Origin of the sequence: Desulfonatronum thiosulfatophilum, from assembly GCF_900104215.1 — a bacterium.
In the GTDB taxonomy this organism is placed as follows: Bacteria; Desulfobacterota; Desulfovibrionia; order Desulfovibrionales; family Desulfonatronaceae; genus Desulfonatronum; species Desulfonatronum thiosulfatophilum.
Genome location: NZ_FMXO01000003.1, coordinates 228104 through 239285, shown reverse-complemented (window position 1 = coordinate 239285; position 11182 = coordinate 228104). Strand labels below are relative to the sequence as shown.

Annotated in this window: 16 protein-coding genes; 11 read left to right on the top strand and 5 right to left on the bottom strand. The window is 54.6% G+C overall.

All coding sequences use genetic code 11. The features are described 5' to 3' along the window. Positions 1 to 34: 34 nt before the first annotated feature. From BLP93_RS16585 to BLP93_RS17525, 6 genes are all read left to right on the top strand, one after another. Positions 35 to 331, top strand: a complete 297-nt coding sequence (locus BLP93_RS16585) for a transposase (protein WP_425248216.1) — start codon at positions 35 to 37, stop codon at positions 329 to 331. Further along, the gene (locus BLP93_RS03810) at positions 238 to 939 is read left to right on the top strand and encodes an ATP-binding response regulator (protein ID WP_092117379.1); all 702 of its coding nucleotides are present in this window, start codon (positions 238 to 240) and stop codon (positions 937 to 939) included. Before BLP93_RS16585 ends, BLP93_RS03810 begins: the two co-directional genes overlap by 94 nt. A gap of 270 nt (positions 940 to 1209) precedes the next feature. After that, complete coding sequence (locus tag BLP93_RS16580; RefSeq protein WP_139162906.1) at positions 1210 to 1551, top strand: hypothetical protein; 342 nt, start codon at positions 1210 to 1212, stop codon at positions 1549 to 1551. A gap of 72 nt (positions 1552 to 1623) precedes the next feature. Then, the gene (locus BLP93_RS17530; RefSeq protein WP_139162905.1) at positions 1624 to 1896 is read left to right on the top strand and encodes a DUF2264 domain-containing protein; all 273 of its coding nucleotides are present in this window, start codon (positions 1624 to 1626) and stop codon (positions 1894 to 1896) included. Beyond that, positions 1838 to 2182, top strand: coding sequence for a DUF2264 domain-containing protein (locus BLP93_RS17655; RefSeq protein WP_425248214.1), 345 nt, complete (start codon positions 1838 to 1840; stop codon positions 2180 to 2182). The genes BLP93_RS17530 and BLP93_RS17655 overlap by 59 nt, the downstream gene beginning before the upstream one ends. Beyond that, positions 2074 to 2598, top strand: a complete 525-nt coding sequence (locus BLP93_RS17525) for a DUF2264 domain-containing protein (RefSeq protein WP_425248215.1) — start codon at positions 2074 to 2076, stop codon at positions 2596 to 2598. Before BLP93_RS17655 ends, BLP93_RS17525 begins: the two co-directional genes overlap by 109 nt. A gap of 451 nt (positions 2599 to 3049) precedes the next feature. Here BLP93_RS17525 and BLP93_RS03790 read toward each other — a convergent pair whose 3' ends face one another. Then, the gene (locus BLP93_RS03790; RefSeq protein ID WP_244148630.1) at positions 3050 to 3658 is read right to left on the bottom strand and encodes a M23 family metallopeptidase; all 609 of its coding nucleotides are present in this window, start codon (positions 3656 to 3658) and stop codon (positions 3050 to 3052) included. A gap of 39 nt (positions 3659 to 3697) precedes the next feature. Between BLP93_RS03790 and BLP93_RS17350 the strand changes: the two genes are divergently transcribed. Further along, positions 3698 to 3967, top strand: coding sequence for a hypothetical protein (locus BLP93_RS17350; protein WP_244148629.1), 270 nt, complete (start codon positions 3698 to 3700; stop codon positions 3965 to 3967). 233 nt (positions 3968 to 4200) lie between these two features. Here the strand turns inward: BLP93_RS17350 and BLP93_RS03785 are convergent, their stop codons facing one another. Beyond that, entirely contained in the window at positions 4201 to 4950 is a 750-nt protein-coding gene (locus BLP93_RS03785) for a tRNA lysidine(34) synthetase (protein WP_092117369.1), read from the bottom strand. 176 nt (positions 4951 to 5126) lie between these two features. Here BLP93_RS03785 and rpoZ point away from each other — a divergent pair, with 176 nt between their 5' ends. The 3 genes from rpoZ to moaC are packed head-to-tail and all read left to right on the top strand — an operon-like array spanning position 5127 to position 6976. After that, the gene (gene rpoZ / locus BLP93_RS03780) at positions 5127 to 5348 is read left to right on the top strand and encodes a DNA-directed RNA polymerase subunit omega (RefSeq protein WP_092117367.1); all 222 of its coding nucleotides are present in this window, start codon (positions 5127 to 5129) and stop codon (positions 5346 to 5348) included. Position 5349: 1 nt separating this feature from the next. After that, complete coding sequence (gene dnaJ / locus BLP93_RS03775; protein ID WP_092117365.1) at positions 5350 to 6456, top strand: molecular chaperone DnaJ; 1107 nt, start codon at positions 5350 to 5352, stop codon at positions 6454 to 6456. A 13-nt stretch (positions 6457 to 6469) separates the two neighbouring features. Continuing rightward, positions 6470 to 6976 carry a cyclic pyranopterin monophosphate synthase MoaC gene (gene moaC, locus BLP93_RS03770; protein ID WP_341844731.1) on the top strand — a complete coding sequence of 169 codons (507 nt, stop codon included), beginning with the start codon at positions 6470 to 6472 and terminating at the stop codon, positions 6974 to 6976. A gap of 127 nt (positions 6977 to 7103) precedes the next feature. Here moaC and hisF read toward each other — a convergent pair whose 3' ends face one another. Both hisF and hisH read right to left on the bottom strand, forming a co-directional pair. Then, positions 7104 to 7883 (bottom strand): imidazole glycerol phosphate synthase subunit HisF, encoded by a 780-nt coding sequence (gene hisF / locus BLP93_RS03765; RefSeq protein WP_092117361.1) that lies wholly within the window; start codon positions 7881 to 7883, stop codon positions 7104 to 7106. Continuing rightward, complete coding sequence (gene hisH, locus BLP93_RS03760) at positions 7873 to 8514, bottom strand: imidazole glycerol phosphate synthase subunit HisH (RefSeq protein WP_092117359.1); 642 nt, start codon at positions 8512 to 8514, stop codon at positions 7873 to 7875. The genes hisF and hisH overlap by 11 nt, the downstream gene beginning before the upstream one ends. A gap of 498 nt (positions 8515 to 9012) precedes the next feature. On the opposite strand from hisH, the gene rfaD reads away from it, so the two are divergent. Next, entirely contained in the window at positions 9013 to 9987 is a 975-nt protein-coding gene (rfaD, locus tag BLP93_RS03755) for an ADP-glyceromanno-heptose 6-epimerase (RefSeq protein ID WP_092117358.1), read from the top strand. A gap of 142 nt (positions 9988 to 10129) precedes the next feature. Here rfaD and gap read toward each other — a convergent pair whose 3' ends face one another. Further along, complete coding sequence (gene gap / locus BLP93_RS03750; protein WP_092117357.1) at positions 10130 to 11152, bottom strand: type I glyceraldehyde-3-phosphate dehydrogenase; 1023 nt, start codon at positions 11150 to 11152, stop codon at positions 10130 to 10132. Positions 11153 to 11182: the final 30 nt, after the last annotated feature.

Genomic DNA, 11182 nt, shown 5'->3' with positions numbered 1-11182 from the left:
TTACAGGGGCTACCAAAATGTAGGCGACACCAAAATCCTGCGGCCAGGGCGTCCGAAGAAAAGCGATAGCCCCTATCAACGGCGGATCGCCCGTGAGCGTTTTCGCCGTAGAGCAGGAATAGAGCCGATAATTGGTCACCTGAAACAGGATCATCGCTTGTCCCGAAACTACCTGAAAGGGGTTCTCGGCGACGCGATCAACCTGTTCATGGCTGCCGCGGCATTCAATTTCAGGAAGTGGATTCGGAAGTTCGAACACTTTTTTGCCCTTTTTACGCTTTGGCTGTTTTTCGGCACCACAACCCGTCAGCCTTCTATGATGATCCTGTAACGAAAATATCGGATTTTTCAGGCTCGACTAGATATACGCGCAGCTACCAGGGCGCAGGTCTTGGCTTGGCCATCGTCAAACGGCTGGTTGAAATGATGAACGGCCGGATTGGAATCGACAGCCAGCCGGGAGAAGGAACAGAAGTGCATGTGGTCCTGCCATTCAAGCTACAAGTTGATACGTCCCAAACCAAGACCACGGCTACACAAAAAGAAGGAGGTCAAAACCTGCGCATCCTCCTGGCCGAGGACGAACCGACCCATGCCCTGTCGATCCGCAAGCTGCTTGCAGAAGCAGGCCATCACGTGACGCATGCCGAGGACGGCAGACAGGTACTGGACCTGCTTGCGGCCCAGGACTTTGACGTGATTCTGATGGATGTGCAAATGCCGGTGCTGAATGGGGTTAATGCGACCAAGGAGATCCGTCAGTCCACATCTTTAGGTAACAAAAAGGACATCCCGATCTTCGCCCTGACCGCCTATGCCATGATCGGAGACCGTGAGAAGTTCTTGGATGCGGGCATGGACGACTACATATCCAAGCCGGTGCGAATGAAAGACTTGGTGAAGGCGTTGGAGCGGGTTGTCTCCGTAAAAAAGGCATAAGCGCGACGTGATTAATGCCAGGGAAGGCGAACCCATAAACTGGTCCGGGCGGGACGTGCCTTCCGAAAAAAAAGCGAGAATACACTTTGGCCGTTTTGCTGTCAGGGCTACAAGCAGTTTCAACATCAAAACGCTTGGCGAAGTGGTACAGGGAATTCCCCATCGTTTATGCAAATTGCCGCAACGCGGTGATGGGTATGGCTATCAACTTTCAAAAGACTGCATTTCCTCTCCGACATGAATGACGGAGTCTCTATGCAGGAGGTCTTGATGAAGAAAAACATAGTAAAAATTTTAAAAGGAATACGGCTGTCGGTGGGGCTGATGCAACAGATGCCAACCATAATGCGTAGTTGGCGATTTCCCAAATCTACTGAAAAACTTCTTGAGGGTTTCGCAAATGATCCGGTTCCGGTTTCAGATTATGATAATCTGTGCGATACTTGGCCCACGACGTGGGCGACATATCGTTATCGTAACGCATCCGGTTCGGGTGCAATCTATCCTGGACTGCCAAGCTGGAGTGGAACGGAATGCGATGCACTCGAAGGATTTGCTCGGACTATGCCTTGTTCGGAGCATGGTGCGCATCAGGCCGCAATTCGGAAATAATCCTGGCGCAAGGTACCCGTCTTTCGATTCCTGAAGAGTTCAAGCGCGGCCTGCTCGCGGGAACCGACCCTAATGCATCGTCATACTGGGGCGACATGCCAGGCAAAAGCAATCAAACGAATCGTTGAAGCAGCTGATATCGCGCTGGCACTTTGGTTGTTTCGCGACTCCGTGTGGGAAGGCTTGACCATGCATCAACGCAAGGCCGACGTGGACTGGCTCTCGCTTGTTGATGGCCGACCAGGGCTCGACAACATCTGGCATCTTTTCTTTGTCTTGATTGATCGTGTCATCACCGCTCTTGGATATCCTTCGCAAATCAGGGGGGTGCGGGAGCACTTTTGACCGGATCAAGGATTTTGATCTCGGCGATGGCTGGTTCAGGGATGGTCCATCAGGACATGTGGACTTCTACAGCGCTTGGGGTTTTCACTACGCATTAACCTGGATCAACCGCATTGACCCGCAGTGGGATTCGACATTTATTCAAAACACACAACAAAAATTCCTTGCAAACTACAGATACTTGATTGGCCCGCACGGCTTCCCAATTCTCGGGCGCAGCGTTCATTATCGAATTGCCGCGTCTGCCCCCTTGTCGCTGGAGCTGAAAGCTACTCCGAGACGGTAACGCCAGGTGAGGCGAGACGGGCTCTCGATGTGACGTGGCAATATTTTTTGGCCCGCCGCGCGTTGCGCAAAGGTATCGTCACCCAGGGCTATCATGGCCCGGATCCTCGCATTCTCGACCTCTATGCCGGACCGGCAAGCAGCCTCTGGTCTCTTCGTTCGCTCGTGATGGCGTTCTACTATCCGCCAAACCACTTGTTTTGGTCCGTGCCCACCCAGCCGTTGCCGGTGGAGCAAAATGATTTCGAACTGTACATCGCTGGACCGGAATGGAAAGTTACCGGTGAGCGTTCCACAGGAGCCATCACCATCGAAGTGCTCGGCAACCCGATTGGCGCTCCCCCCTCGAGCCATTCAACCGCATGGACGTGCTGCAAAATCTCGCCTTTGGCCAGCCACCACGTCCTAAAAGTCTGAAAGCAAAACATGGCCGGCGGTTCTATCGCTCAGATATACCTTTTTTTATGGAGTAGGATCCTTTCATTTAGGTTCCTCGACTTTGGATGTGGAATTGACCTCAAACCATGTAGCACCCGGAGAGTCGTATCACCCCCTCGATAATGGCACGAGCGCCAAGCCCATCAAGGCAGCCCCTTCAGGGATGGCTAACGCCATGCCTTGACGGTTTTGGCTTCACGCGACACATTTAATCGTGTTTAATCGTGGGCGAAGGACGGGGATGCCTCCGGCAGTGGCTCCGAACAAGGATCATGCAATAGTCAGGCTGTTGCACAATTCCACATCCAACGTCGAAGAGCCAGAAATGATGTATCAGAATTCAAGATCACCATCCGAGTATGTCGGTAGAAGATCTAAATAGAGGAAATCTCCGGTTCAGCTTGCCGGCTTGAAATCGCAAAAGTACCCGTTAATTCAGGATGTATCTTTTGGGATCAACCGGCATGCCGTTCAACCGGACTTCGTAATGCAGGTGAGGACCGGTGGTGCGTCCGGTGCTGCCAATGTAGCCGATCAATTCGCCGCGACTGACATCCTGCCCCGTTTTCACGTTGATCCGCTGCATGTGCGCGTAGAGTGTGACGATGCCCGAACCATGATCGATGGTCACGGTCAAACCGTAGGCCCCATCCCTGTCGGCGGAGAGAACCCGCCCCTTGGCCGTCGCGTAGATCGGCGTTCCTGGAGGGCCGGCGATATCGATCCCTTTGTGGAACTCCCTTCTGTCCGTGAACGGAGAACGGCGATAGCCAAAATCAGACGTCACCCAGCCATCGGTTGGCCAAATGGAAGGAGTGGACGCGAAAAAACCTTGGTTATCTCGCAATTTTGCAAGCAGTTCCTCCTGACGGATCTGCTCCAGTTTAGCTTCTGCACGCAACTGCTCCAAAAAATTGTGCATCTTACGAACCAGCAGTTCCTGGCGATGGGTTGTCGCATACTGGTCCGTAAATCCCATTCTTTCCGCCCCCCCCAGAGAGAAGGAAGCCGGAACGTGTTCAGAATCAAGGTTGGCCATGACTCTAATCTTGGCATTTAAACGTGAAACCTGATTGACTTGAGTTTCAAGCTCTTCGATTTTTTCGGTCAAAATGAGGAATTGGGTCTGCTGATTTTCCAAATTTCTTTGAGCCTGATGAAGCTTGTCCTGCATGGTGTCGGCATTCAGACGGTTATGGAAAAAGTGGAGATTCAAGCCCACAGAAGCAAAAAAAATGCCGGCTGTCAGCAAACACATCCAGATATGAAGAGTGAACGTGTTGCAGGTACCGGCATTATCCTTGAAGACAAGGATTTGGTATTTTTTTCTAATCATTGGACCCTTTGAACCTTTGAGACTCAGCAGACTTTATCAGAGCCGAAGATTTGTAAGTTAGGCAGACCATGATCGGTCACATCGAATGCAACCTCGGGATATTTTGTTCCGTTACTTCTGCCCGTTCATATAATTTGCATCAGCTTTGAAGTTTTGCACGCCACCTTAATGATTGTACAGCATTCCGCAGCTTAATAGCGGCCAATTCACATGTTACACGCCAACATGTCAAGCTTGACCGACTCCTAAAAATTTCCCTTCATCACGTCAAGCTGCCACCGCTTCAATGCACCATAGACACTGCCGTGCATTGCCGGATCCTCGGATACGATTTTCCGGAGCCAAATTTCGGTTTTGGCGCGTTCACTCTGCGTTGCCGATGGGCAGGGATTGCTCCAGACAGGCAAGTTCCATTGCTTGGCTGCCTTGCGGATCATCGGCTTATCCACGAGCAACAACGGTCTGATCAGCGTCAGTTCTCCTTTGAAATAATCTTCCTTGGGCGTCATGCCTTCCACACGTCCATTACGGAACAAATTCAAGAAAAATGTCAGTACCAGATCATCGGCATTATGGCCCAGCGCCAGATGCGTCAGATTGTATTGTCGACAAATCTCAAAAAGGCGTTTGCGCCGGTGCCAACTGCACAAAAAACAGGCAGAATTCTTTCTGTTTGCGGAGCTGTGCGCCATTGGACCAAAATCCGTCTGTTCCGCATGAAGCGCGACCCCATGCGCCTGCAGCCAGGGCGACAAGGGCGCATGGCTGACCGGATCGAAACCGGGATTGAGATGGACAGCCATCACTTCAAAGGGGAATGGAACGATTCGTTGCCGCAACAGGAGAACCTGGAGCAACACCCAGCTGTCCACTCCGCCGGATACGGCCACGCCGACTCGTGCCCCGGGCCATACCATGCCCAAACGCTGCATCAACAAGCCTGTTTGGCCGAGACATTTTTTTTGGGCAAAGGCCAATTTTCCGATACGCGTCATGGTTATTCCTTCTCTTGAAGATTGCCGCATTGCGGCGCCATGGCTTAAACAACTTCCGCACTCCCATCAACCTTGGATCGTGAAATTATTTTTCGACAATAATCATCATTGACGCGACACACGTTCCTTGATAAAAGGTAAAGTTTTGTAAATTAAAGAAACTCCCTGGAGGATATATGGCCAGAATTACTGTTGAAGACTGCTTGCAGCAGGTGGATAATAGATTTCTTGTGGTTCAGATGGCGATCAAGCGGGTCCAGCAATATCGCAAAGGGTACAAGCCGCTGCTGGAAAGCGACAACAAGGACATCGTCACCGCGCTCCGTGAAATAGCCGCGGGCAAGGTGTTGCCTTCTGAGGACATTCAGCAAGCCGCGGTCATTGGCGTGACAAAGTAACATGGCGCAACGAAAGGATTTTTATGAAATCCTCGGAGTACCCGGGGATGCGTCGGAAGAGGAAATCAAGAAGGCTTATCGACGCATGGCCATGAAGTACCATCCGGACCGCAATCCGGATGATCCACAGGCCGAGGTACGGTTCAAGGAGGCCGCGGAAGCTTACGAAGTGCTTCGCGATCCACAAAAACGCGCCCATTATGACCGGTTCGGCCATGAAGGACTCAACAATTCCGGTTTTCAGGGCTTTCGCAACACGGACGACATTTTCTCGACCTTCAGCGACATATTCGGTGAGTTTTTCGGATATGGAAATCGCGGTCCCAGGCCTCAGGCCGGAGCGGATCTTCGCTACAACCTGACGCTGTCCTTCCGGGATGCGGCCAAAGGCAGAGAAATTGAACTGGAGCTGCCCAAGAACGAAACCTGCGAGGAATGTAGCGGATCAGGTGCGGCCCCGGGAACAAGACCGGAAACCTGTCAACAATGCGGAGGCCAGGGCCAGATTCACCAGAGTCAGGGTTTTTTTCGCCTAGCCGTAACCTGCCCGATTTGCCAAGGTCAGGGAGAAATCATCACCACGCCCTGCCGGACCTGCCATGGCCGAGGCATCGTACGCAAGATACGGGAACTTAAAGTCCGGGTTCCGGCCGGCGTGGACAATGGAAGCCGCCTGCGCCTGCGCGGGGAAGGCGAACCGGGCTTGTACGGCGGCCCACCCGGCGACCTCTTCGTGGTCATTCATGTGCAGGAGGACGATGTTTTTCGTCGCCAGGGACAAAACCTGGTGGTCAAGAAGGAAATCAGCTTCGTGGACGCCGCTCTCGGCGCGCGCATCGAGGTGCCCACCCTGGACGACCCCGTCCCCATGGATATCCCCAAAGGTACCCAGAGCGGACATGTCTTTCAGATTTCCGGAATGGGCTTGCCCCATCTTGGCAGCAGCCATCGGGGAGACCTGCTGGTCGAAGTCCAGGTGATGATTCCTACCAGGTTGACCGGCAAGCAGGAAGAACTCTTGCGCGAATTTGCCCGCCTGGAAGATGACCGGCCCATGAAAAAGGTGAAGCGCCTCTTCAAAAAGGCAAAAGATGCCGTAAAAGGATGACAGTATGGGCGCAATGTTTTCTCATATGACGGAGAATGGCGATTTGACCATGGTGGATGTTGGCGACAAGGAACAGACCCAGCGCCTGGCCATGGCCCGCGGCGAAATCATACTCTCCGCGAAGACCCTGGACCTGCTCCTGGAAAAGGCCCTGCCCAAGGGGGACGTCCTGGCCACAGCCAAGGTTGCGGGAATTATGGCGGCCAAAAGAACCTCCGAACTGATTCCCCTGTGCCACACCTTAAACCTGTCCTATGTCGATCTGCGCTTCACCGTGGACGTGCAACGCCTGCGCATCATCATCGATTCCGAAATTCGCTGCACCGGGCAGACCGGCGCGGAAATGGAAGCTCTCATGGCGGTTCAGGTGGCTGCGCTGACCATCTACGACATGTGCAAGGCTGTACAAAAGGACATCGTGGTCGGGCCCTGCCGCTTGATGCACAAATCCGGAGGACGCGGCGGCACGTACGAAGCCATTTCGGACGACGACCATCCGACTGATGATCCGGTGGAGTAGCATCGGCAGCAGAAATTCCGTTTTGCATATAAATGAAAGCGCTCCGTGCGCCTCTCTCCTCCATTGAAGTTCAACGAGGCGAGAGGCGCACGGAGCGCTTTTTTATTGCGACTTCTTATTTTAGCCCTCACCACACCTGGCGGACCTTGATGCCTTGATCAGCCAGGATGTCCTTGATTCCCCGAATTGAATACTCGCCGAAATGCACGATGGAGGCCACCAGGGCCGCGGAAGCCAGCCCCTGGTTCAGGGCGTCGGCCAGATGCTCCGGCTTGCCGGCGCCGCCTGAAGCGATCACTGGAATGGATACGGCCTCGGAGATCAACCGGGTCAAGGTCAACTCGTAACCTTCCTTGGTGCCGTCGGCATCAATGGAATTCAGGCAGATTTCACCTGCTCCCAGTTCCTGCACCTTTCCGGCCCAGGCCAGGGCGTCAAGGCCGGTGGGAGTACGGCCCCCATGGATGACCACTTCGTACCCTGACGGAATGGATTGGCTCGTATCCACCTTCAGCACGTCCATGCCCACCACGATGCATTGGGACCCGAATGCAGCAGCTCCCTGGGAGATGATCTCCGGCGTCCGCACCGCGGCGGAATTGACGGAGATCTTTTCCGCACCCGCCAGCAGCACGGCCCGCATGTCCGCGACGTTGCGAATGCCGCCGCCAACGGAGAACGGGATGAAGGTCTTGGACGCCACCTCTTCCACCACGCGGAGCATAATGCCCCGGTCTTCGCTGGATGCCGTGATGTCGTAGAACACCAGTTCGTCGGCCCCTTCGTCGGAGTAGAACCGAGCCATATCCACGGGATCGCCGATGTCCACGTTGCCCTTGAACTTCACGCCCTTGGTCAGTCTGCCGTCCCGAACGTCCAGGCAGGGGATGATGCGTTTACTGAGCATGGGCCACCTCGTTGCAGTAGGCGTAAAAGTTGGCGAGCAGGGTCAAACCGGGTCGTCCGCTCTTTTCCGGATGGAACTGGGTGGCCCAGAGACCGGGGCGGCCGAACAGGGACGCGAATTCCCGGCCGTAGAACGTGGTTGCCAGGACCAATTCGGGAGCGGGCACCGGAAAGTAGCTGTGCACGAAGTAGAATTCCGCCTCGTCCGGGACGTTGTCCAGCAGGCTGCATTCCTTCTTGCGCTGGAATCCATTCCAGCCCATGTGCGGGATGATCAGGTTCCGCCCGCTCTCATCCGTCCAGGAAGGATCGAACCTTCGGCATTCTCCGCTCAGGATGCCCAGAGTGGAGGTATCGTTTTCCGCGCTGTAGTCCAGCAAAATCTGACACCCCACGCAAATGCCCAGCAAAGGTTTTCCCGTGCGCACCACCTCGCCCAGAACCCTGTCCAAGCCTTTTGAGTGCAGCTCCTCCATGGCCTGTCCGGCTGCGCCGACTCCCGGAAAAATCACTCCGGCAGCCCCGAGCAGTACGTCCGGATCAGCGGTGATTGAACATGGGATACCCAGAAAATCCAGTGCCCGCCGGACACTGGTCTGGTTCCCGGCTTCATAATCCAAAATCGCCAGCATGGCTGTTCTCCTTGATCAACAGAGCAATAAAAATAAAATAACTATTCAGCATACCCTGAAAGTACACAGGATTGGTCGTGCTTGCCTTGATTTTGTGGTCTCGCATGTTTGACTGAGCCAGGATTCGTTCATCAAACCATTGCCAAGCACTTGAAGCTCCAAAATGCTGTTTATTCACGCAATGGTTTGATGTTACGAAGCCGGCGAAGGAGTCTGCGAGGCCGCAAAATCAAGGCAAGCAGGACCTCAGCTGAGTAGTTGCAAAATAAATCTCGTGAGCAGCGCTCAACGTGAGCCTGACATCTTTACAAGATGCGCTGGACACTGTTCCAATCATAAAACAATATTTTTGTCACCTTCTCGGCTCTGCCCTCAACGTTGAAACTCCGTCTCAAGAACCAGAATCTCGACGGATGACCGAACTTGCCACCAAACACGGCTCCGGGGTAGAGCCTCAACCGGAACGCACGAACACTCGTATTGCAACGGGAGACGCCTATGTACATCGTCACAGGGGGAGCTGGATTCATCGGCAGCGCCCTGGTCTGGAAACTGAATCAGCAGGGCATCACGGACATCCTTGTCGTGGATGATCTGGGGCGGGGGGGAAAGTGGAAGAATCTGGTCAACCTGCGCTATTCGGAATATCTGCACAAGGCCACGTTTCTGCAGCTTCTGGAACAGGGGAAACTGGGTCCGGAGGTGCAGGCGATCCTGCACATGGGGGCCTGCTCCTCCACCACGGAAACCGATGCCGAATACCTGATGGAGAACAATTACCGTTACACGAAGATCCTGGCCCAGTTCTGCCTGCGCCACGACGTCCGGTTCATCTATGCCAGCAGCGCGGCAACCTACGGCGACGGAGTCCTGGGTTTCGACGACGACCCGGAGATGATGCCCCGTTTAAAGCCGCTGAACATGTACGGCTACTCGAAGCAGCTCTTTGATCTCTGGGCCCTGCGCAACAACCTGACGGACCGGATGGTCGGGTTGAAGTTCTTCAATGTCTTCGGTCCCAACGAATATCACAAGAACGATATGATGAGCGTGGTCTGCAAGGCCTATCGCCAGATCCTGGAAACCGGGAGGCTGCGCCTGTTCAAGTCCCACCGGCCTGATTACGCCGACGGCGCCCAGCAGCGCGATTTCATCTACGTCAAGGATTGCCTGGATGTGGTCTGGTGGCTGCTCGAGAACCGGGAGGTCAACGGCATCTTCAACCTGGGACGGGGCGAAGCCAAAAGCTGGAATGATCTGGCCCGCGCCGTTTTTTCAGCCATGGAGCAGCCGTTCAATGTCGAATACATCGACATGCCGGAGGCCATACGCGAAAAATATCAATACTACACCGAAGCGAGCATGAATCGCCTGTACGATCTCGGATGTCCCGTCATCTTCGGCTCCCTGGAAACCGGCGTGGCCGATTACATCCACACCTACCTCATGAAAGAAGATCCCTATCTGGGATGATAACAGCTGAAACCGCTCGCCCGCTGACCGTCCTGCAGTAAACTTCAGATCGTCTTCAGGCGATCACGAACAAGGGGCGCACTCTCGTGCGCCCCTGCCAATTCTTTATCCATCCGTGAACCGCGGATCAGCCGAAGCCTCGTTACAATCCCTTCTCAGCCAAAAACGCCGCCAGATCCGCAAGACGGCAGGAGTATCCCCATTCGTTGTCGTACCAGGCCACCAGCTTGATCAGGTTGCCCTGACCGCCCATGACCAGGGTGAATTCCTCATCCACGATGCTGGAGCGATCGTCGCCGATGAAGTCCGAGGAAACCAGCGGCAGGTCGGCATAGCCGAGGATGCCGTGCAGTGGTCCGTCCGCCGCGGACTTCAACGTGGCGCGGAGTTCCTCGGTAGTGGTCTCGCGCTCCAGAAGAATGGAACAATCCACCACCGAGACCGTGGGCGTGGGCACCCGCAGGGAGTACCCGTCGAAGCGCCCTTTCATCTCGGGCATGACCAGTGCCAGGGCTCTGGCTGCGCCGGTGCTCGTGGGAATAATGTTGCAGGCCGCGGCCCGGGCCCGCCGGAGATCCTTGTGCGGCAAATCCAGGATGCGCTGGTCATTGGTGTAGGAGTGGACCGTGGTCATGGTGCCCTTGACGATGCCGAAGGCGTCGTGCAGCACCTTGACCGGTGGCGCCAAGCAGTTGGTGGTGCAGGAGGCATTGGAGAGAATGTGGTGCTTTTGAGGATCGTACCGGTCCTGATTCACCCCCAGGACAAGGGTTACATCCTCCTCCTTGGCTGGAGCCGAAATTATCACCTTCTTCGCCCCGGCCTGCAGATGCTGACCGGCAGTGGCCCTGGACCGAAAAATTCCGGTACATTCAAGAACAATATCCACCCCTACATCCTGCCATGGAATCTGGGAGGGATCACGCTGGGCAAAGCTACTCACGGTCCAGTCGCCGATGGTCATCTGGTTCTCGCTGGCCCCGGCTTCGAAACGAAACCGCCCGTAGCTCGTGTCGAACTTGAAGAGATGAACATTGGTGGCAACATCGAACAGATCGTTGACCGCCACCACCTGCAGTCTGTCGGCGTGCTTTTCATGAATCGCCTTGAGCACTTGGCGACCGATCCTGCCGAACCCATTAATTCCAATATTTATTTTTTGCATATCTACCTATCCTTACTTTCACAAAAGTAA